Annotated in this window: 20 protein-coding genes; 6 read left to right on the forward strand and 14 right to left on the reverse strand. The window is 72.1% G+C overall.

The annotated features are described in order from the left end of the window. From L0H79_RS10250 to L0H79_RS10285, 8 genes are all read right to left on the reverse strand, one after another. On the reverse strand, nt 1-474 hold a 474-nt coding region (locus L0H79_RS10250; RefSeq protein WP_367652455.1), incomplete at its 3' end, for an alcohol dehydrogenase catalytic domain-containing protein. A gap of 99 nt (nt 475-573) precedes the next feature. After that, nucleotides 574-1,737 carry an NADP-dependent malic enzyme gene (locus L0H79_RS10255; RefSeq protein WP_301484503.1) on the reverse strand — a complete coding sequence of 388 codons (1,164 nt, stop codon included), beginning with the start codon at nt 1,735-1,737 and terminating at the stop codon, nt 574-576. A gap of 207 nt (nt 1,738-1,944) precedes the next feature. Further along, nucleotides 1,945-3,135: an HD-GYP domain-containing protein gene (locus L0H79_RS10260; RefSeq protein WP_301484504.1), complete on the reverse strand. Its 1,191-nt coding sequence runs from the start codon at nt 3,133-3,135 to the stop codon at nt 1,945-1,947. Next, complete coding sequence (locus tag L0H79_RS10265) at nt 3,132-4,442, reverse strand: HD-GYP domain-containing protein (protein ID WP_301484505.1); 1,311 nt, start codon at nt 4,440-4,442, stop codon at nt 3,132-3,134. Before L0H79_RS10265 ends, L0H79_RS10260 begins: the two co-directional genes overlap by 4 nt. A gap of 615 nt (nt 4,443-5,057) precedes the next feature. Beyond that, nucleotides 5,058-5,321 (reverse strand): mycothiol system anti-sigma-R factor, encoded by a 264-nt coding sequence (gene rsrA / locus L0H79_RS10270; protein WP_301484506.1) that lies wholly within the window; start codon nt 5,319-5,321, stop codon nt 5,058-5,060. Beyond that, nucleotides 5,321-6,022 carry a sigma-70 family RNA polymerase sigma factor gene (locus L0H79_RS10275; protein ID WP_367652456.1) on the reverse strand — a complete coding sequence of 234 codons (702 nt, stop codon included), beginning with the start codon at nt 6,020-6,022 and terminating at the stop codon, nt 5,321-5,323. Before L0H79_RS10275 ends, rsrA begins: the two co-directional genes overlap by 1 nt. A gap of 95 nt (nt 6,023-6,117) precedes the next feature. Next, nucleotides 6,118-6,750, reverse strand: coding sequence for an alpha/beta family hydrolase (locus L0H79_RS10280; protein ID WP_301484508.1), 633 nt, complete (start codon nt 6,748-6,750; stop codon nt 6,118-6,120). Beyond that, entirely contained in the window at nt 6,747-7,580 is an 834-nt protein-coding gene (locus L0H79_RS10285; RefSeq protein ID WP_301484509.1) for an SOS response-associated peptidase, read from the reverse strand. The genes L0H79_RS10280 and L0H79_RS10285 overlap by 4 nt, the downstream gene beginning before the upstream one ends. 123 nt (nt 7,581-7,703) lie before the next feature. Between L0H79_RS10285 and L0H79_RS10290 the strand changes: the two genes are divergently transcribed. The 4 genes from L0H79_RS10290 to hisN are packed head-to-tail and all read left to right on the forward strand — an operon-like array spanning nt 7,704 to nt 11,430. Beyond that, nucleotides 7,704-8,222 carry a DoxX family protein gene (locus L0H79_RS10290; protein WP_301484510.1) on the forward strand — a complete coding sequence of 173 codons (519 nt, stop codon included), beginning with the start codon at nt 7,704-7,706 and terminating at the stop codon, nt 8,220-8,222. 1 nt (nt 8,223) lies between these two features. Next, entirely contained in the window at nt 8,224-9,573 is a 1,350-nt protein-coding gene (gene aroA / locus L0H79_RS10295) for a 3-phosphoshikimate 1-carboxyvinyltransferase (RefSeq protein ID WP_301484511.1), read from the forward strand. Next, nucleotides 9,570-10,601 (forward strand): ribosome small subunit-dependent GTPase A, encoded by a 1,032-nt coding sequence (gene rsgA, locus L0H79_RS10300; RefSeq protein WP_301484512.1) that lies wholly within the window; start codon nt 9,570-9,572, stop codon nt 10,599-10,601. Before aroA ends, rsgA begins: the two co-directional genes overlap by 4 nt. Nucleotides 10,602-10,620: 19 nt before the next feature. Then, on the forward strand, nt 10,621-11,430 hold the full coding sequence (hisN, locus tag L0H79_RS10305) for a histidinol-phosphatase (protein ID WP_301484513.1): 810 nt from the start codon (nt 10,621-10,623) through the stop codon (nt 11,428-11,430). Here the strand turns inward: hisN and L0H79_RS10310 are convergent. The 5 genes from L0H79_RS10310 to L0H79_RS10330 all read right to left on the reverse strand — a co-directional run bounded on the left by L0H79_RS10310 (nt 11,408) and on the right by L0H79_RS10330 (nt 15,756). Next, nucleotides 11,408-12,877, reverse strand: a complete 1,470-nt coding sequence (locus tag L0H79_RS10310; RefSeq protein ID WP_367652457.1) for a M16 family metallopeptidase — start codon at nt 12,875-12,877, stop codon at nt 11,408-11,410. The genes hisN and L0H79_RS10310 overlap by 23 nt on opposite strands. After that, a complete protein-coding gene (locus tag L0H79_RS10315) occupies nt 12,874-14,163 on the reverse strand; it encodes a pitrilysin family protein (RefSeq protein ID WP_301484514.1) in 1,290 nt (429 codons plus the stop codon). The genes L0H79_RS10310 and L0H79_RS10315 overlap by 4 nt, the downstream gene beginning before the upstream one ends. Before the next feature lie 79 nt (nt 14,164-14,242). Further along, nucleotides 14,243-14,488 carry a hypothetical protein gene (locus L0H79_RS10320; protein WP_301484515.1) on the reverse strand — a complete coding sequence of 82 codons (246 nt, stop codon included), beginning with the start codon at nt 14,486-14,488 and terminating at the stop codon, nt 14,243-14,245. Then, nucleotides 14,485-14,865: a sterol carrier family protein gene (locus tag L0H79_RS10325; RefSeq protein ID WP_301484516.1), complete on the reverse strand. Its 381-nt coding sequence runs from the start codon at nt 14,863-14,865 to the stop codon at nt 14,485-14,487. The genes L0H79_RS10320 and L0H79_RS10325 overlap by 4 nt, the downstream gene beginning before the upstream one ends. 3 nt (nt 14,866-14,868) lie before the next feature. Next, nucleotides 14,869-15,756 carry an LLM class flavin-dependent oxidoreductase gene (locus L0H79_RS10330; protein WP_301484517.1) on the reverse strand — a complete coding sequence of 296 codons (888 nt, stop codon included), beginning with the start codon at nt 15,754-15,756 and terminating at the stop codon, nt 14,869-14,871. Between the two features lie 45 nt (nt 15,757-15,801). On the opposite strand from L0H79_RS10330, the gene L0H79_RS10335 reads away from it, so the two are divergent. Next, nucleotides 15,802-16,734 carry a spermidine synthase gene (locus L0H79_RS10335; protein ID WP_301484518.1) on the forward strand — a complete coding sequence of 311 codons (933 nt, stop codon included), beginning with the start codon at nt 15,802-15,804 and terminating at the stop codon, nt 16,732-16,734. A gap of 145 nt (nt 16,735-16,879) precedes the next feature. Here L0H79_RS10335 and purL read toward each other — a convergent pair whose 3' ends face one another. Further along, nucleotides 16,880-20,788 carry a phosphoribosylformylglycinamidine synthase gene (purL, locus tag L0H79_RS10340; RefSeq protein ID WP_301484519.1) on the reverse strand — a complete coding sequence of 1,303 codons (3,909 nt, stop codon included), beginning with the start codon at nt 20,786-20,788 and terminating at the stop codon, nt 16,880-16,882. A 27-nt stretch (nt 20,789-20,815) separates the two neighbouring features. Here purL and L0H79_RS10345 point away from each other — a divergent pair, with 27 nt between their 5' ends. Beyond that, the gene (locus L0H79_RS10345; protein WP_301484520.1) at nt 20,816-20,989 is read left to right on the forward strand and encodes a hypothetical protein; all 174 of its coding nucleotides are present in this window, start codon (nt 20,816-20,818) and stop codon (nt 20,987-20,989) included. Nucleotides 20,990-21,111 lie beyond the last annotated feature (122 nt).

Consider the following 21,111-nt stretch of genomic DNA (forward strand, 5'->3'; position numbering starts at 1 on the left):
GGTGCCACCCGGCTTGACCCCCGAGTTCGTGAAGAGCATCCGGTATGCCGTGAGCCACGCGGTGGGCAGGCACGCCGCAGCCTCCCACGACATGCCTGCCGGCTTCGGGACGAGGTTGGCGGAGGGCGCGATGACCTGCTCGGCCATCGTGCCCTGGTGCAGCTCGGACAGGAGGGTGCGGCGCGGGTCGAAGGTCTCGTCCCCGCGCCAGCCGTCCGAGGAGACGACCGAGTGGACGATGACCTCGTTGCCGTCGGCGTCCAGTCCGGCCGCGTCACAGCCGAGGATCATCGGCAGACGGTCCGCGGCCAGCCCGACACCCTTGAGCGACCAGACGTCGTGGTGGTTCAGGCCGGTCGCCCGGACGGTGACGAGCGACCAGCCGGCGGGCGGCTCGGGGGCGGGACGATCGCCCACCACGAGTCCGGACAGGGGATCGCTCTGCGACTGGGTGGCGGCGTAGACAGCGAGCATGCCGTGAACACTAGCCAAGCGGCCCATGGGAGAACAGGCCAGGTGCACGAGACCCTCCGGGGGCTCCGCCCACGAACGACGGAGCCCCAGGCTGAGGTGTCAGTGCGCCGCGAGCCGGCGGACCGCCGCCGCGACCGCCGGGGCGACGCGCTCGTCGAAGACGCTGGGCACGACGAGGTCCGGCGTCGGGTCCGGCACGAGCGCGGCGATGGCGTGCGCGGCTGCCAGCTTCATCTCCTCGGTGATCTGCCCCACACCCGCGTCCAGCGCCCCCCGGAAGATGCCGGGGAAGGCCAGGACGTTGTTGATCTGGTTCGGGAAGTCGGACCGGCCGGTCGCCACGACCTCGGCGAACCGATGGGCAACGTCGGGATGGACCTCCGGGTCCGGGTTGGCCAGGGCGAAGATGATCGCGCGCGGCGCCATCCGCAGCAGGTCCCGCTCGACGATCGTGCCGCCGGAGACCCCGATGAGCACGTCGGCCGCCTGGAGGGCATCGCAGATCCGGCCGGTCCGGTCATGCCGGTTGGTGACCTGGGCCAGCGCCTGCTTGTGCGGGACGAGGTCGGCCCGGGACGGCTCCACGATGCCGCGCGAGTCGACGACGATGACGTCACCGACCCCGGCCAGCAAGAGGATCCGCGCAACGGCGACGCCCGCGGCGCCGGCTCCTGACACGACCACCGTCAGAGCCTTCAGGTCCTTCTCCACGACCCGCGCGGCGTTGACGAGTGCCGCGAGCGCGACGATCGCGGTGCCGTGCTGGTCGTCGTGGAAGACCGGGATCCCGAGCCGTGCCTTGAGCCGCTCCTCGATCTCGAAACAGCGCGGTGCCGAGATGTCCTCGAGGTTGATGCCGCCGTAGGTGGGGGCGATCCTCGCGACCGCCTCGACGATCTCGTCGACCGTGCCGGTCTCCATGCAGACGGGGACCGCGTCGACGCCGGCGAAGTGTTTGAAGAGCACCGCCTTGCCCTCCATGACCGGCATCGCGGCAAGCGGCCCCACGTCACCGAGCCCCAGTACCGCTGTCCCGTCACTGACCACCGCGATGGTGTTGCGCCGGCTCGTGTAGTGGTCTGCGAGGACCGGGTCGGCGGCGATCGCGCGGGAGATCTCGGCGACCCCCGGCGTGTAGAGCAGCGACAGGTCGGCGGCGTCCTCGAGGCGACTCGTCGCGTGTACGGCGAGCTTGCCCCCCTCGTGGACCCGGAACACCGGGGCATGCGGGTCGAAGGACAGGTTGACAGGCAGTGCACTCACCGTGGAACACCTCGATCGCGTGAGTTGGGCGCCATTCACCCGTGGTGACGGCACACACATGAAGGGCCGACGCCCTGCTGGATCTCCGAGCCGGGGGTCTGGCCTCAGGTACTGCGCGCGACGGGGGTTACCCGCGGAAGGCACCAGTGTGCCACGTAGCCCCGGCCGATGCGAGATATTGACGAAGCGCGGCGTGTGACGGCGGTCTCACGCTGCGCGGGCACGAGTCTGCACGACCTGGACAAGCGCATCGACGACCTTCGGATCGTACTCGTAGCCGAGTCCGAGGAAGATCCGCTCGACCGCGGCGTCACGTGCCGTCCTGGACCGGGCCCCGCCGGTGAGGTCGTCGAAGGCGTTGGCCACCTTGAGGACGCGGCTGGTGAGGGGGATCGGCTCGTCGAACTCCCGCATCTGCCGGTAGGGGGTCGTCTGGTGCTCCAGGATGGCCGCGGCCTCCTGCATCACCCCGGTCTCCCGGACGATCCGGACCGTGTCGCGCTCGATGCGTCGCTGGTCGGCCGGAGCGGCGTGGAGCGTCGCGCCACCGGGGATCGGCTCGATCAGGGCCACCTGCCCGATGTCGTGCAGCAGGGCGGCGTACTCGAGGTCGAAGACCTCCCGCTCGGGGATGGCCAGGACCGAGCCCATCGCGACGGCCAGGTCGGCGACCCGGCCGGCATGGCCCGACGGGGTGTAGCCGGTCACCTCGGTCAGGCGCGAGAGCGTCCGGATGCCCTGGCGGTAGGTCTCCCGGACGGCGACGTAGCGGCGGAACGCGAACAGCGACAGGACGAGGGGGGACAGGAAGAGCGGCAGCGCGGTCAGCCCCAGGGGCAGCACCGCGACGGCGATGAGCACACCGGTGACGGCGAGGGCGACGGCGAGCGCGACCGACGAGGAGAGGTCGTCGAGGAAGCGCCTGCGCCACGCCGCCGGGCCGCGCCCGGCGACACGGCTCGAGAGGACGAGCAGGTCGACGAGGAGCGCGACCGCGACGATGACGAGCATGAGGGCCGCGCGTCGCGGTGGCGAGAGCGGGTCCACGTCTGTCCCACGTCCCGGCCCCTCCCCGAGGTAGACCACGCGATACAGGAGGGTCGCCACCACGAGCGCGGCGAACCGGCCGAGCAGTTCCAGGGCCTCGATCTCGCCCTCAGCCAGCCAGCGGGCCAGCGAGCCGGCGGCCATCGCCGCCCCACCGACGAGCAGGATGACCGCCCACGAGTAGCCCACCACGTGACCGGCCGGGATCTCCGTGGTGAAGGCGAAGCCGAACCCGGCGGCACTGGCGATGGGAGTGGTCGCGCGCAGGCCGGGTGCGGACAGGCGGTACCACTCGCCGGCCATGATCGCCACACCGAAGCACACCAGCACGACGATGTCCTGCGCACTCATGCCGGCACCTCCTGCCCGGCGGCGTCCTGCGCCGGTGGCCACGGATGGCGCTGCAGCGCAGCGCCGAGGGCGGCGACGACGGTCGGGTCGAAGCGACGACCGGACTCGGCCTCGATCCGCGCCAGCGCCTCACGGGTGTCGGCAAGCTCGCGGGTCAGCGCCTCGAAGGACGCCGCCACGGCCACGATCCGGGCCGAGACCGGGATCTCCGAGCCGGCCAGGGAGCCGGTGCTCCCGTCGTAGGCGTCGTCCTGGTGCTCGATGCCGGGCCCGGCGGGCTCGAGGAACTCGATGCCCTCGACCATCCGCCGGGCGAGCCGGGCCCGCGCCCGGCCCGGGTCAGCCGCCACGTCACCAGTCAGCGAACTGCCGCGCCCGGCCCTCTCGACGGCCGACTCGAGGCCGAGGTCACCGAGCCGGTGCAGCAGCGCGACGTGCTGGGCGGTCGAGACCTGCTGTGCCGGCAGGCCGAGGTCCTCGGCGATCCACTCGGCCAGCAGCGCCGTGCGGCGGCACTGTGCGACCTCGAGCGGGCGCTTCGTCCCGAGCGCCGTGACGAGGGCATCGACGGTGCGTTGATGCGAGCGGCTCTCGTCGACGTACTGGATGAAGGCCCACCGCGCGACGAGGAGCGGCGCGAAGATGTAGAGCGCGCTGACCGGCCCGAGCCCGGCCGGGTACCACAGGACGACGAAGAGGAAGCCGATGATGCCGTAGCCGACGTAGGAGGGTCCGGTGGTCGCGAGCATCTGGCGGACCATGTGCACGAAGGGGTGCCCCTGGTCGATCCGCATGACCGCGGCCAGCAGCACGGCGTTCGAGACACAGAGCACGACGTCGGCGACCAGCAGCGGCCCGCCCACGTGCAGCCCGATCTCGGCGGCACCGGACAGGGGGGCCACCTCGACCGCGCCACCGGCCAACCGGTAGCTGAGCCCGGCCAAGGTCGCGATGATGGCGATCATCGCCATGTTGTAGAGCCACTGGTACCAGTGCGGGGTGCGGCGCACCGCCGATAGGACCGCGGTCGCGCCGACCAGCCACGCACCGAACGGGCCGACGATGACGCCGGACGCGAGCAGCACGACGCTGAGGAACGAGATCGCGGACCGGGCGCCGACGTCGGGCACGCGCAGGTTGAAGCTGACCAGCCCCATGACGACGAAGAGCGCCGTCTGTGCCCAGGGCGGCGGGCCGTCCACGACGAGCAGGGCCACCCCGAGGGCGAGCGCCCCGAGAGTGACCGCAAGGACATACGCCAGCAACCCGTTCAACGTGGAGGGCGCCGGGACCCTCCTCGCAACCACGCTCGTCACGCTAGCAGGCCGGAATGCAGAGGACTCCCGGACCCAGGCGCGGGCGGAAGTCCTCAAAAGCTGGATCGATGGTCTCCCCTTGGATCAGGGACCCCACGACCAGACGCTGAAGACGCTCGTGAGCGTCGGGATGATGTTGGTCGGCGCAAAGGCCGAGAAGAACGCGCTGAGCATTCCTGGGCTCCCTTCCATATTAGTGGTCCGTGCCACCGACCCGGCTGGGCACCCGGGCCGGGAGGGGGCCCGGACTCGGTCTCCCTCGCACCACCAAGACTGCCTGCGGACACTCGCACTTAGCGGGAAAGTGGAGAAAACTTTACCAACTTCTTAATGTTGACACCCCCGGATTCGCGGTTGACACCACGGATTCGCGCCATTCCGCCCCGGTGTGCGAGGATTCGAGGCCGCGCCGCCCGAGCGCGACGACCTCCGCCCCCGTCCACGGGGACGACCCGACAGATGGAGCCACGATGAGCAAACGCGCCCGCAAGCGTCGCTCACGCAAGGGCAACGCCGCCAACCACGGCCGCAAGCCGAACGCGTGAGACCGCAAGGCCCGCTCCCCGGCCGGGGAGCGGGCCTTGCCCAGGTCGGCTGGGGCAGGCCTCAGCCCGGCCCCTCGATGCGGATCACGGTCAGCGAGATACGCGTCATGATCGTCGTGCGCAGCGAGTCGGGGGCGGGCTCGCGTGAGCAGGCCCGCTTGACGAGCGCCTTCATCGAGGTGTCGAGGTCGTACTCCTTCAGGCACGGCCCGCACTCGTCGAGGTGGGCCCGGATGCGCAGGGCCTCCTCCGGGGACATCTCGCCGTCGAGGTACTCGAAGAGCCGTAGGAGGGCCTCCGAGCAGTCGGTGGGCTCGTCGATCATCACTGCGCCCCCTTCGCACCCGAGGTCAGGAAGCCCTGCTCCGCGGCGTACTCGGAGAGCAGCTCGCGCAGCTGTCGCCGCCCGCGGTGCAGCCGGCTCATCACGGTGCCGATCGGGGTGTCCATGATCTCGGCGATCTCCTTGTAGGAGTATCCCTCGACGTCGGCGAAGTAGACGGCCAGGCGGAAGTCCTCGGGGATCTGCTGCAGCGCCCGCTTGATGTCGCTGTCGGGCAGGTGGTCGAGGGCATCGGCCTCGGCGGACCGCAGACCCGACGACGTGTGGGTCGCCGCGCGGGCGAGCTGGTAGTCCTCGATGTCGGCCGAGTCGGACTCCAGCGGCTGGCGCTGCTTCTTGCGGTAGGTGTTGATGTAGGTGTTCGTCAGGATCCGGTACATCCAGGCCTTGAGGTTCGTGCCGGGACGGTACTGGTGGAAGGCCGCAAAGGCCTTCGCGTAGGTCTCCTGGACGAGGTCCTCGGCATCGCTCGCGTTGCGGGTCGTGCGCAGGGCCGCGCTGTAGAGCTGGTCGAGCAGCGGCATCGCCTCGCGCTCGAAGCGGGCTCGGCGCTGCTCGGGGCTCTCCGACCCGACCTCGACCGTGGCGTCGGATCGCGCTTGGGCGGCCCGCCGTGCGTCGGTGTCGATCAGCTCGACCGGCGGGGCCTGGCCGGGCTGCTTGTCGTGGGTGTCCTTGCTCATCGACATCCAGCCTAGCCCGCCGGTACCGGAGCCCCTCGTGCCCTCAAGCGCGTTCGGGAGGGTCAGGCAGGGCACCATGCCGGGTGCAACGCGGGTCAGCCCGGGAGCATTCCCGCGACGGTCTCGAGGGCTCTGCGCAGCTCGTCGGTGGAGGATCTCGGGAAACTGTGCGCGCCCTTGACCTCGAGCACGCGGGTCCCCGCACCAGCGTACGGTGCCAGCTCGGCCGACCTGCCGAACGGGTCCTTCGTGCCCTGGATCACCCACGACGGGTCGGGAGCCAGGGCGAGCTCGTCCGCGCGGAGCCGGTCGGCCCTGCCGGGTGGGTGGAGCGGGAAGCTGAGCAGCAGGCTCGCCTGCGCCGCCAGGACGGCCGCGGTGCGGCACGCCACGCGGGCGCCGGCGCTGCGTCCCCCCACGACGAGCGGCCGCGGCAGCCGACCCCGGCCGGTGAGGAGGGCCTCGACGATGGGGACCCAGGCCGCGTCGAGGGTCGGCGGGCGAGTGGCGACCCGGCGACCGGCGACGAGCCACGGCTGCTCGACGAGCGCGACGGCCCAGCCGTGTGCGACGAGCACGTCCCGGGCCAGCATCAGGTCGAGGGCGCGCAGCCCTCCCCCGGCCCCGTGACCGAGCGCCACGGTCCCGCGGGCGCGGGCTGGGCGGCATACATGGGCCCTTCCGGGACCCTCCGGGGTCGCGATCTCGCGCATCCGCTCCCTCGTCATCCCCCGACCACCTCACCGGTCGTCGGGTCGATGACGCCCTCGAGCTCGTCGGGCCCGACGCGCTCGAGAAGGCTCGAGCCGTTCGCGCTGGTCGACCCGACGGCACGCCCGATCGGGTAGGCCTCGAAACGGCCGGGTGGCGCGGGCTCGAGCAACCGGCGCACGACGTCGGGATCGTGCTCGTCCGGGTCGAGCCACCGCTCCCACTGCGGCCGGTCGAGGACGAGCGGCTGTCGGTCGTGGATCCGGTCGAGCCCCGGCTCCGCCCCGGTGGTGATGATCGTGAAGGTGGTCAGCCACGCGTCGGGCTCGCCGTCGGGCACGGAGCGGTCGCGCCAGAACTCGTACAGGCCGGCGAAGGCGATCCCGGCGCCGTCTGCCCGGTGCACGTAGAAGGGCTGCTTGTGCGGCTTGCCCTTCGCGTCGCGTGCCGTCGGCGACGCCTGCCACTCGTACCAGCCGTCGGCAGGGACGATGCAGCGGCGCGAGAGCGCCGCCTTGGCGAAGGCGCCCTTGCCGAGGACCGACTCGGCTCGGGCGTTGATCATCCGCAGGCCGGTCCTCGGGTCCTTCGCCCAGGCGGGCACCAGGCCCCAGGTCAGCAGACGCAGCTGGCGCGTCGGTGCGGCGTCGTCGGCGCCCCTGGGGCGGCGGGTCAGCACGACCGGCGCCTGCTTCGAGGGCGCCATGTTCCAGTCCGGCTGCCCCGGTGGCGGGGACTGGGGCGACTTCAGGATGCTGCGGGCCGGGTCACGGGTGTGGTCCTGCTCGACCTCGAACTGCTCGACGAGCTCGTCCGGACGAGCACTGGCGGCGTACCTCCCACACATGACCTCAAGCCTAGGCAGTGCCGACCTTGGCGGGACCTGGCAGCGACGGGTGGGTAAGTGGTTACGGTAGATGTCCACGGATCGTCGAGGTCCCGGCACGCTCCGGGACCGGAGGAGGACCCCATGCTCGTCCGCCGCATCGCCCGGCCGTTGCTCGCGTCGGTGTTCGTCGTTACCGGGCTCGATGCCCTGCGCAACCCCGGTGCGCGCACCGCCGCGACGACCCACCTGCTCGAGCAGGTGCCGACGCCGGCATCGCTGCCCGATGACCCCGCCCTGCTCGTCCGCGTCAACGGCGGCATCCTGCTCGCCGGCGGGGCGCTGCTCGCGACCGGGCACCTGCCGCGCCTCGCATCGACGCTGCTCGCCGGCTCACTCATCCCGACTACCGCGATCGAGCACGCGTTCTGGGAGGAGACCGATCCCGACCGCAAGAAGCAGAGCCGCAGCCTCTTCCTCAAGAACGTCGGCCTGCTCGGCGGGCTGCTCCTGGCAGCGGTCGACACCGAGGGCCGCCCGAGTCTGGCGTGGCGCGCCAAACACGCCGGGCAGCGTACCGGGCGCGAGCTGAAGCAGGCGAGCAGGTCGGCCAAGCGTGAGGCGAAGCAGCTGGCCCGCTCGGCCCAGGACGTCGTGAGCTGACGTGCCGGACGCCGACCACGCAGCCGCGAGCACCGCACTGCTCGGTGCCGGCGACTGGGCCGCCCCGGTCGCCGACGAGCCCCTTGATACGACGGTCTCCTTGCCCGGCAGCAAGTCGCTGACCAACCGCTACCTCGTCCTGGCCGCGCTCGCGTGTGAACGGTCCCGGCTGCGAGCGCCGCTCCGCTCCCGGGACACCCTGCTCATGGCCGAGGCCCTGCGCCGCCTCGGGGTCGGTATCGACGACGTGCGGGACGAGTCGGACCACGGGCCGCAGCCGGTGGCCGACTGGCTCGTCAGCCCACCCGAGCGGGTCAGTGGCCACACCACGATCGACTGCGGGCTGGCGGGTACGGTGATGCGGTTCCTGCCTGCGGTTGCCGTCCTGGCCGACGGGCCGGTCCAGCTCGACGGCGACCCACAGGCGCGCACCCGCCCGATGGGCACGCTCGTCAAGGCGCTGCGCGACCTCGGCGGCACGATCGACGACGCGGGCACCGGCCACCTGCCGCTCACCGTCCACGGTGCCGGTGGGGTGCCCGGTGGTGCGGTGACCATGGACGCCTCGGCCTCCTCGCAGTTCATCTCCGCCCTCCTGCTGGCCGGGGCCCGCTACCAGTCCGGTGTCACGGTTCACCACGACGGCAAGCCGGTGCCGAGCCAGCCACACATCCTGATGACCGTCGAGACGCTGCGCGACACCGGAGTCGTCGTCGACGACTCCGAGCCGAACACCTGGCGGGTCGAGCCGTCGGACATCAACGGCCTCGACGTGGTCGTCGAACCGGACCTGTCGAACGCCGGGCCGTTCCTCGCGGCAGCTCTCGTCGCCGGTGGCAGTGTGCATGTGCCGGGGTGGCCGCAGCACACGAGCCAGGCCGGCGACCTCATGCGCCAGATCCTCGACGCCATGGGCGGCCACGTCCTGCTCGACCGCTCCGGCCTGACCGTCGTCGGCAGCGGCGAGCTCGTCGGGATCGACATCGACCTGCACGACGCGGCGGAGCTGACCCCCACCGTCGCAGCCCTGGCGGCCCTCGCCTCGACTCCCTCGTGGATCCGGGGCGTCGCCCACATCCGGGGCCACGAGACCGACCGTCTGGCGGCCCTCGCCACCGAGCTGCAGGCACTGGGCGGACGGGTCGCCGAGGACGAGGACGGGCTGCGGATCACACCTGCCCCGCTGCACGGCGGGCGGTTCCACAGCTACCACGACCACCGCATGGCGACCGCTGGGGCGATCCTCGGGCTGCGCGTGCCGGGGGTCTCGGTGCAGGACATCGGTACGACGGGCAAGACGCTGCCCGACTTCGTCGGACTCTGGGACCGCATGCTCGGGTCCCGTCGATGAGCTGGCGTCATCTCGACGAGGGTGACATCCGCGTGCGACCGAACCGTCGCGGGTCCAGGCCTCGCACGAAGGAGCGCCCGGCCCACGCCGACGCGGTCATCGGGCTCGTCGTCGGTGTCGACCGGGGTCGGTACACCTGCCTGGTGCGCGAACCACACGCGCACGGCGACAGCGAGCGCACCGTGCTCGCGATGAAGGCCCGCGAGCTCGGACGCAGCCGGATCGTCGTCGGCGACCGGGTCGGGCTCGTCGGGGAGACGTCCGGCAGGCCGGACACCCTGGCGCGGATCGTGCGGGTACAGGAGCGCAGCTCGGTCCTGCGACGGACCGCCGACGACTCCGACCCGGTCGAACGCGTCATCGTCGCCAACGCCGACCAGCTCGTCATCGTCACCGCCCTGGCCGATCCGGAGCCGCGCCCGAGGATGATCGACCGGTGCCTCGTGGCTGCCTACGACGCCGGGCTCCATCCGGTGCTCGCCCTGACCAAGGCCGACCTGCTCGACCCGCACCCGTTCGTGCGCACCTATGCGCCGCTCGACGTCGACTACGTGGTGACCGCACGGGACGAGCAGGACATCCATGGCCTCGCCGGGCTCCGGGAACGCCTCGCGGGCCGCATCTCGGTTCTCGTCGGGCACTCGGGCGTGGGCAAGAGCACGTTGGTCAACGCTCTCGTCCCCGGCGCAGGCCGGGTCACCGGGGCGGTCAACGACGTGACCGGTCGGGGACGGCACACCTCGACCAGCGTCGTCGCGCTCCGGCTGCCCGACGACCCGGGATGGGTGATCGACACCCCCGGCGTGCGGTCCTTCGGGCTGGCGCACATCGATGCCGACCGGATCGTCGACCACTTCCCCGACCTGGCGCCCGGCACCGACGAGTGTCCCCGGGGGTGCACCCACGACGAGCCGGAGTGCGCGCTCGACAGGTGGGTCGCCGACGGACACGCGGGCCCCGCGGGACCGGCCCGGCTGGAGTCGCTGCGCCGTCTGCTCGAGAGCCGCTCCGCCGCCGACGAATGGTGAGCCACTAGGCTCGCGCGACGTGACCACCTACGACGACGACCTCCGGCTCGCCCACGTCCTCGCCGACGCGGTCGACCGGCTCACGCTCGAGCGGTTTCGCGCGGCCGACCTGGTCGTCGAGTCCAAGCCCGACCTCACCCCGGTCACCGACGCCGACCGCTCCGCGGAGGAGCTGATCCGGGCCCAGCTGAAGCGGTCCCGCCCACGCGACGCCATCGAGGGCGAGGAGTTCGGGCGTACCGGCCACGGTCCCCGGCGCTGGATCATCGACCCCATCGACGGCACGAAGAACTTCGTCCGCGGAGTCCCCGTCTGGGCCACCCTCATCGCACTCGTGGACGAGGACCGCCCCGTCGCCGGGCTCGTCTCGGCGCCGGCCCTGAAGAGCCGCTGGTGGGCGACCACGGGGTCGGGCGCCTGGGCGGGGCGGTCGCTCACGTCGGCCCACCGGATCGCGGTCTCGGCCGTGGCTGGCCTCGAAGACGCGTCGTTGTCCTACTCCTCGCTGTCCGGATGGCGCGAGCTGGGCCTTCGGGACGCGTTCCTCGATCTCACCGACGACTGCTGGCGCACCCGCGCCTACGGCGACTTCTGGTCCTACATGCTCGTCGCCGAGGGTGCCGTCGACGTCGCGGCCGAGCCGGAGCTCGCGGTGTACGACATGGCTGCCCTCGTGCCGATCGTCGAGGAGGCCGGCGGGACCTTCACCGGCCTCGACGGCCGGCCCGGGTGTTGGAGCGGCAACGCCGTCGCGACGAACGGGCACCTGCACGAGCAGGTGCTGAGCCGGCTGGCTGCCCGCGACGTCAGCGGTCGCGCACGACCGTGACCGAGCCGAGCCCCAACGCCTCGATGCCCGCCACGTGCTCCGCGGCGTCGCCGACGAGCACGATCGTCCATCCCGCGCCGGGTCGGTCCGGGTCGACGCCGGCCTCTCGCGCGAAGCGGGCGAACGCCGCCTCGGCCCGCGCCCGCTCGACGGTCGCGAGGTCGCGCAGGTTGTCCGTCGTGAACTGCGTCGTGCGCCCGTCGAGCGCCATCGTGATGGCCTCGTCGGCGACATCGTCGGCGGTGGCGAAGCGCCCGGGAGCCGTCTTGCCGATGAAGTCGACCCCGGACCTGACCTCCGGCTCCGTGAGGCCCCGGCCGCCGGATGCGAGCAGGTCGACGAGCAGGCGCAGCGACTCCACGGTCGCGTCGGCCCGCACCGACCCGGTCGTGAGGAAGAGCCCACCGGACCGGTGCGGCCGGAAGCCCGAGCGGATGCCGTACGTGTAGCCCTTCTCCTCACGAAGGACCGCGTCGATCCGGGCGTTCGGGGATCCACCGATGGCGAAGCCGAGGACCGGGTATGGCGCCCAGCCCCCCTCGACGGACCGGTCCGGGCCTGGCGCAGCGACGAGGATCTCGGTCTGCACCGACCCTGGCCGATCGACGACGACGATGCGGCAGCGGTCCTCGGCCAGAGCCGCCGGGCGGGGCGGGACGGCAGGCCGCCGGGCCGACCCCGTGTCCCAGCCGCCCAGCGCGCCGCCGACGAGCACGGGCACGTCGAGGCCGGCCAGATCGCCGGCGACGACGAGTGTGGCGCCACTCGCCACGACCTGCTCGGCGTGGAAGGCGGCGACGGCCTCCCGCGTGATCGCGGAGACCGTCTCGCGGGTGCCGCCGACGGGGCGGGAGGCCCGGTCGGAACCGGCATAGAAGGCGTGGACGAGCTCGAGCAGCCCCCGGTTGGCCGCGACGGCGCGCTCCTGGTCGATCTCCGCGAGCCGGGTGCGCATCTGGCGGGCCACTTCGGCCTCGGGGAAGACCGGCTCGGTGAGGATCTGGCGCAGCAGGTCGAGGGCCGGCTCGAGGTTGCCCTTGACGACCTCGAGGCCCATCGTCAGGCCGCTGTCGCCGATGCCCGCCCCGAAGCTGACGCCCTTGCGCTCGAGCAGCCGGGCGAACTGCTCGGCGCTGTGGTGCGCGGTCCCCTCGTCGAGGGTCCGCGCCATGATCGTCGCCACGCCCTCGATCTCGGGTGGTTCGACCGCGGGCGGGATCGGCAGTCCGACCCGGATCGACACGACGTACTGGCCGGGCAGGTCATAGGTCAGCAGGGTCGGCCCGCCGGGGAGGGCGGTCGTGCCGGCATCCGGGAAGCTCCACGGTCCCGGCGGCGCGACCTCGGGCCGGGCGACGGCGCTCACGCCCATTGGCGCGCCTCGTCCCGCCGCTGCGGGCCTCCCTCGCCGGCGCTCGGTCGGGTCCTCGCGTCGGTCGGCGCTCACGCCGCCGCCTCCGCGTCGGACTCGGCGAGGAAGCGGACGACCGCCCGGCTGTCCGGGCGCAGCCACTGGACGGCGGCGCTGCGCACGTCGTCAGGCGTCACCGCACGGACGTGGGCGACGAGCTGGTTGACGTAGTCGGGGTCGTCGTGCAGCAGCGCGTACTGGCTGATGTGGTCGGCGCGTTCGTCGAGCCCCGACAACGAGCTGAGCCAGGCACGTTCGGTGTCGGCGACGACCGACTCCATCTCGGCATCGTCAGGACCCTCCTCGACGAACCGCGCCACCTCCTCGACGAGGGCCTGCTCGACGGCTTCGGCATCCGCGCCCGCGGCGACGTCGACGGTGAGCGCCCCGAGGCCGGCTCCGTCGACGAGGCCCATGGTCCAGCCGCCGACGGCCGTGGCTGTCTCGTCGCGGCGGACCAGGCGGTGCACCAGCCGTGAGCTGGCCAGCCCTCCGAGCACGTCGACGGCGATCGCACAGGCGTGGTACTGCGCGGTGGTATCGACCGGGAGCCGGAAGGTGACGTAGAGCCGGTCGTTCGGCACGCCGCCCATCCGGTCGAGCCGGGCCGGGGTCTCCAGCGGCGGCAGCTGCGCCAACAGTGGCCGGCGGTTCAGCTCGATCGGTGGCAGGTCGCGGAAGTACCGCTCCGCCACGGCGAACCCATGCTCGGGGGTCAGGTCGCCGGCCAGCGTCAGGACCGTGTTGTTCGGGCCGTAGTGAGCGCGGAAGAAGGCGTGGACGTCCTCGAGCGTGGCGGCGTCGAGGTCCTCCGTCGACCCGATCGTCGCGTGGTGGTAGGGGTGGTCGGGCGGGAAGACGGTCGCGTAGACGTCGGGCAGCGCGGTGCCGTACGGCTGGTTGTCGTAGCGTTGCCGCTTCTCCTCCTTGACGACGTCGCGCTGGTTGTCGAGGTTCTCCTGGCTCACCGCGTCGAGCAGGTGCCCGTGCCGGTCGGCCTCGAGCCAGAGTGCCAGCTCGAGGGCGCCGGTCGGGACCGTCTCGAAGTAGTTGGTCCGGTCGAACCACGTCGTCGCGTTCAGCCGGGCACCCTGGTCCATGAGCAGCGAGAAGTGCTCTCCCGACGCGACGTTGCGGCTGCCCTGGAACATGAGGTGCTCGAAGAGGTGGGCGAAGCCGGTCCGTCCCGGGCTCTCGTGCCGCGACCCGACGCCGACCCACAGGTTGACCGCCACGGCGGGGACTGCGTGGTCCTCGGACACGACGACTCGCAGCCCGTTCTCGAGGGTCGTGCGGGCCAGCGGATAGGCGGTTCTCGTCACGGAACCGACCCTATGCGATGCCCGCTCGAGTGCCTACGCAGGCGTGTTGATGCCACCGGCGACGGCTCGTCGCGGCCGCTCAGTCACCGGAGCGGCGACGCAGCCAGGCGTCGAGCCCGACGGCGACGAGCCCGGCGACGCCGAGGCCGATGAACAGGCCGAAGGCAGCGAGATAGGCGACCTCCGTCCCGGTGTCGTAGTTCGGCACGTCCTCGCCGAAGACACCCACCAGAGCCCCGACGATGAGCCCGAGCACGGCCCCGGTGACGAGGAACCGGAGGAAGTTGGGCGTGCGACGAGGCTGTCGGCGGGGCTGGGCGCTCACCCCTCAAGCGTAAGCGACTCGAGGGGCAGCAGTCCGTCCAGGTGGGCCCGCTGCCCGCTGGCCCGCACCGCACCGGACTCCACCGCCGCGGCCCACTCGAGGTCACCGGTCACGAGCCGCAGCCAGGTGCCCGCATCGGTCTCGATGACGTTGGGCGGGGTGCCCCGGCGATGGACCGGCCCGCTGATGCACTGGACCACTCCGTATGGCGGCACCCGCACCTCGACCGTCCGGCCCGGCACGAGCTCGCCCAGCTCCTCGAGAGTGAAGCGCACGGCGGTCGCGGTCGTGGCGGCATCCGCGACGAAGCCGGCTGAGCGGCATACCTGGACGGCGGCGCGGCCGTCCGCGATGGCGATACGGCGACGGGGCGGCACGGCTCAGCTCCTCCATCGAGGCAGCACCTCGGCAGCGACCGCCTCAGCGGTCGCGATCTCGCCGCGGAACGGCTCGGTCGCGCGCGGCCACGGCACGACGACATCGGTGAACCCGAGCGCGGCTGCCCGCCCGACCGCTTCCTCGAACGCGGTGACGCCGACCAGCGCATAGCTCGGCAGGTCGTCGAGGTTGAGGACACGGCGGAGGGTATGCCGCTCACGGCCCCTTGCGGAGAGGGCGTCGTCGAGGCGGTGGCCGGCGTCCGACACGCGGCGCCACCACTCGGGCATGGAGCCTTCCCCGGGGCCGCCCGCCGTGATCCAGCCGTCGCCGACCTCGGCGGCGAGCCTGATGGTCCGTGGCCCGTTGGCCGCGACGAGGAACGGCACGTGGGGACCGGCGGCTGTGCCACGGACCGGCCCGGCGGCCGTGCGCACCTCGCGGGGCCGGTACCACGCCCCATCGGCAGTCACACGGTCCTCACGGCTGAGCCGGTCGAGCAGGCGGACGAACTCGACGAACCGGTCGGCCCGCTGGCGCACGGTCAGCTGTTGTCCGAGGATGCCCGCGTCGAGGTCACCACCCGCGCCGATGCCGAGCAGGAACCGACCGCCGGAGATGTCGTCGAGGGCGTAGACCTCACGCATGAACTGGACCGGCTCGTGGTTGTTGGGCGTCGAGACGAAGGTGCCGAGGCCGATCCGGCTCGTCACCGCCGCGGCGGCGGTCAGGGTCGGCAGGGCCGCGTACCACGGCGAGTCGGGCAGTCCGCCCCAGGTGATGTGGTCGAAGGTCCAGGCGTGGTCGAAGCCGAGGCCCTCCGCCGCCCGCCAGAGCGGCGCGGCATCCGACCAGCGGTGCTCGGGCAGGATGGTCACGCCGAATCGCATGGCTCCGACCCTAACCACGAGCACCACCACGAGAGAATGCGAGGCATGACGAAGTGGACCCCGGCCGCAGTGCTCCGATCCTGCGCCGGGTCGGCTTCACCCGCTTCGGCGAGCAGCCGCACATCCGTCTCGACCTCCCGGGATGACCTCGTGGCTTCGGGACGCGCGGGGGACGCGCGGATCAGCCTGGCGCGGGACGAGCACGGCGGGGTCACGGTCGTCGTCGACGGCCAGCCCCAGTCGTACGTCCAGCCGGACGACCCGCGCCTGCTCGCCTTCGAGTACGTCCAGCACCTGGCGCTCGCCATCGAGGCATGCTGCCCGCACCCGCCGACTCGACTCGCCGTCACCCACGTCGGCGGGGCAGGGCTCACGCTGCCCCGCTGGGTCGAGGCGACCCGGCCCGGTTCGCCGCAGATCGTCCTCGAGCCGGACGAGGCGCTGACCGCGTTCGTCCGCGAGGCGCTCCCGCTCCCCCGCCGGCATCGCATCCGGGTCCGTCCGCAGGACGGCCTCACCGGGGTGTGCGCGCTCGAGACCGGCTCCGCCGACGTGCTTGTCACCGATGCGTATGCCGCTGGGCGCGTGCCAGCGGAACTGACCTCAGCGACATACCTGCGTGCGGTCGCGAGGGTCGTGAAACCAACCGGGCCGGCGCTCTGGAACCTCGCCGACGAGCCCGGGTTCCGCTGGGGCGCAAGGATGGTCGCCGCGATCCGGGCATGCTTGCCGGAGGTGGCGATCGTCGCGACGCACGAGGTGCTCAAGGGCAAGCGGTTCGGCAACACCGTGGTCATCGCCGGGCACCGGCCATTGCCGATCGGGGACCTGAGGCGTCGGGTCGCCGGGGCGCCGCTCCCGACCGGGCTGCGTGATGGTGACTCGCTCCGGCGAATGCTCGCCGGTGCCAAGCCTTTTGACGATCAGGGCGAGATGGGTCCGCCTGCTCCCGAGGCCAAGGGCTGGCGAGTCGTGTGAGCGAGTCCCATCGCGAGCAGATGGTCGGCCCGTGGCAGGTGCCCGTTCCCAAGAACACAACAAGTCCGGCATTGCCCTCACGCTCACGCACGGCCGGACGCTCCCATGGGCACTTGTTGTGTCCTTGGGTACAGCCAGAGGGAGCTCAGCCCACCCACACCCGCGCGTTGCGGAACATTCGCAGCCACGGGCTGGCAGCGTCGACCGGGGCCGAGGTCCACGACATCTGCACGTTGCGGGTCACCCGCTCGGGGTGCGGCATCATCGCGGTGAACCGGCCGTTCGGCGTCGTCACGGCGGTCAGGCCGTCGGCCGAGCCGTTCGGGTTGTGCGGGTAGGTGACCGCCGGGTGGCCTAGGTGGTCGACGAAACGCAGCGACCGGTGGACGGTACCGGGGTCGCCCTGAGCGGCGAAGTCGGCATAGCCTTCACCGTGCGCGACTGCGATCGGCATGCGGCTGCCGGCCATGCCCGAGAAGAAGATCGACGGTGAGTCGAGCACCTCGACCTGGGTGAGGCGGGCCTCGTACTGCTCGGACCGGTTGCGGGTGAACAGCGGCCACGTCCCGGCGCCCGGGATGAGCGTGGCGAGCGCGCCGAACATCTGGGCTCCGTTGCAGATGCCGAGGCCGAAGGTGTCGTCGCGGCCGAAGAACTGCTCGAACTGCTCGGTGAGCCGCTCGTTGAACAGCACCGAGCGCGCCCAACCCTCCCCCGCGCCGAGCGTGTCACCGTAGGAGAAGCCGCCGCATGCGACGATCCCGAGCGCGTCGGACAGGTCGAAGCGACCCGCCTGCAGGTCGCTCATGTGCACGTCGTAGGTGTCGAAGCCGGCCCGGTCGAAGGCGAGGGCGGTCTCGACGTGGCTGTTGACGCCCTGCTCGCGCAGCACCGCGACCTTGGGGCGCACCCCGCGGCTGATGAACGATGCGGCGAGGTCGTCCATGGGGTCGAAGGCCGGGGCCACGACGAGCCCCGGATCGTCAGCTGTCCCGAAGGCGGCGTGCTCCTCGTCGGCGCAGGCCGGGTTGTCGCGCAGCGCGGCGATGCGCCACGACACCTCGTCCCACGCCTGGGCGAGGTCACGGACCGACTCGTCGAGCCCGGCTGCCCCGGCCACAGCCACCCGGACCCGCCGATCCGCGTTGGTGCGCCCGACCACGGACGTGAGATCACCGAGGCCATGCTCGGCGAGCACCTCGCGCACCCTGGCCACGTCGTCGCCGCCGACTCCGAGCACGACGCCGAGCTCCTCCGCGAACAGCGCTGCGAGCGAAGGCACCTCGAGGTCGAGGCCCGTCGCTCCGGCGAAGGCCATCTCGCAGGCGGTCGCCCAGAGTCCCCCGTCCGAGCGGTCGTGGTAGGCGACGGGCACCCCGCGGGTCCGCAGCTCGGCGAGTGCGTCCGCGAGCGCGACGAGCCGCGCCGGGTCGTCGAGGTCGGGCACCTCGCGACCGAACCGGGCGGACACCTGGGCGAGCATCGACCCGCCGAGACGGTTGCGGCCCGCGCCGAGGTCGACGAGCACGAGAGTTGAGTCGCCCGACGGCTGCGGGGTCCAGGTGCCGCGCACGTCGGGCAGCGATGCGAACGCCGTGACGACCAGCGACACCGGCGAGATGACCTGCCTCGCCTGCCCATTCACGGGGTCGGCCCACCTGGTGCGCATCGACAGCGAGTCCTTGCCGACCGGGATCCCGATCCCGAGGGCCGGGCACAGCTGCATCGCAACCGCCTCGACCGTGTCGTAGAGTGCTGCGTCCTCGCCCGGCTCACCGCACGCCGCCATCCAGTTCGCGGACAGCTTGACGCCGGCGAAGCCCGGCCCGGCAAGGGGCGCCGCGAGCAGGTTGGTGATGGCCTCCCCGACCGCCATCCGACCCGACGCGGGCGCGTCGACCGCGGCGAGCGGCATACGCTCACCGCTCGTCATCGCCTGGCCGGCGAACCCGACGAAGTCGGAGAGCGTCACGGCGACGTCGGCGACGGGCACCTGCCACGGACCGACCATCTGGTCGCGGTGGGTGAGCCCGCCGACCGTGCGGTCGCCGATCGTGACGAGGAAGCGCTTCGACGCGACGGTCGGGTGTCGCAGCACGTCGTATGCCGCTGAGCGGAGATCCAGCGCAGCGACGTCGAGCTCGTCCCCCACTCGCGTCACGCGCGTGACGTCGCGCGTCATCCGCGGCGGCTTGCCGAGGAGTACCTGCATCGGCATGTCGACGGGGCGGTCGTCGTCGGGGTGGTCCTGCGGGCCAGGGGCCACCACGAGCTGTGCGTGGTCGCGCGCGACGCCGACGACGGCATACGGGCACCGCTCACGGTCGGCGAGCGCGGCGAACCGCTCGATCGACCCGGGGGCGACCGCGAGGACGTAGCGCTCCTGGCTCTCGTTGCTCCAGATCTCCTTCGGCGAGAGACCCGACTCCTCGAGCGGCACTGCCGACAGGTCGAAACGGGCGCCGAGGCCGGCCCCGTCGACGAGCTCGGGGAAGGCGTTGGACAGGCCGCCCGCGCCGACGTCGTGGATCGCGAGGATGGGGTTGTCGTCGCCGAGCTTCGAGCAGTGGTTGATGACCTCCTGGGCGCGACGCTCGATCTCGGGGTTGCCGCGTTGGACGGAGTCGAAGTCGAGCTCGGCGGCGTTGGCGCCGGCGGCCATCGACGAGGCGGCGCCGCCGCCCATGCCGATGCGCATGCCGGGCCCGCCGAGATGCACGAGCAGCGTGCCTGCGGGGAAGCTGACCTTGTCGGTCTGGTCGGCGTCGATGGAGCCGAGGCCGCCGGCGCTCATGATCGGCTTGTGGTAGCCGCGGCGCACGCCACCCACGGTCTGCTCGTAGACGCGGAAGAAGCCGCCGAGCCCCGGTCGGCCGAACTCGTTGTTGAAGGCCGCTGCGCCGATCGGCCCGTCGAGCATGATCTCGAGGGGAGTCGCAAGGTGGCCGGGCGCGCCGTATCCCTCACTCTCCCATGGCTCGTCGGTGCCGGGCAGGTGCAGGTTGGAGACCACGAAACCGGTCAGGCCGGCCTTGGGCCGGCTGCCCCGGCCGGTCGCGCCCTCGTCGCGGATCTCCCCGCCGGCTCCGGTGGCGGCACCCGGGAAAGGGCTGATCGCGGTGGGGTGGTTGTGGGTCTCGACCTTCATGAGGACGTGGACCTCCCCGTCGCGGGTGGCGTAGCGGCTCGGGCCATCGCCCTGCCCCTCGGGCAGCCAGCGGGTGACCGGTCCGCCGGTCATGATCGAGGCGTTGTCCTCGTAGGCGACGACAGTGCCGGCACCGGCTACCTGCTCGGCGTGCCGGATCATCCCGAAGAGCGAGCGGGACTGGGCCCGGCCGTCGACGATGAAGTCGGCGTTGAAGATCTTGTGGCGGCAGTGCTCGGAGTTGGCCTGCGCGAACATGGTCAGCTCGACATCGGTCGGGTTGCGCCCCAGGCCGGTGAACGCCTCGACGAGGTAGTCGATCTCGTCGTCCGCGAGGGCCAGGCCCCACGCCTTGTCGGCGTCCTCGAGGGCGGTGCGCCCCCGTCCCAGGACGTCGACCCGCTGCATCGGCTCGGCCCTGCGCTCGTCGAGCAGCGCGGCGGTGGCCGGGAGGTCGGGCAGGGCCGACTCGGTCATCCGGTCGCGTAGGACGTCGGTCGCGGCGACCCACTGCTCGTCGGTGAGGGGGGTGCCGGAGCCGAGGCGGTAGTCGGTGACGCGCTCGACGCGCTGCACGCCGAGACCGCAGTTGTGCGCGATGTCGGTCGCCTTGGAGGCCCACGGCGAGAGGGTGCCGAGGCGCGGTGCTACGACGACGGTCGCGAGGCCGGCGCTCTCGGGCTCGGGTGCAGCCGGCGGTCCGTAGGTGAGCAGCCGGGTGACGGTCTGCCCGGTCGCCTCGTCGAGCGGGCCGACAGTGGCGACGAGGTGCACGTACCGGGCGGTGACGGCCGTGACCGAGGGCACGACGGCCTGGAGCCGGACGAGGAGCGCGGCGGTTCGGAACGGTGAGAGGGCGTTGCCGCCCGGGACGGTGGTCAGCACGAGGTCGTGCGACGGGGCCATGGCGTGCGGTCTCCCAGGGTGTGCTGAGTGGCGAACGGCAACGACGGACGCGCCGCCGGGTCAAGGCTACCCGGCAGGGCCGCGGGGCTTGACCCGCAACCGCTCGGCGATGACCTCGACCTCATGCAGGCCGCCAGCCACCTCGTGCATCAGGTGATAGGCCTCGTCCTGCCGGTGCGCAGTGTCAGTGCCATGGCTTGATGGTATCGCTTTGATACCATCTCACCGCTGAAGCGCCACTCACTATCCCGCCACGGCAGCAAAGGTGACGCTCGATCAGCCGCAGCGCCACTCACTATCCCGCCACGGCAGCAAAGGTGACG

This window comes from Intrasporangium sp., assembly GCF_030452765.1.
Classification (GTDB): domain Bacteria; phylum Actinomycetota; class Actinomycetes; order Actinomycetales; family Dermatophilaceae; genus Intrasporangium_A.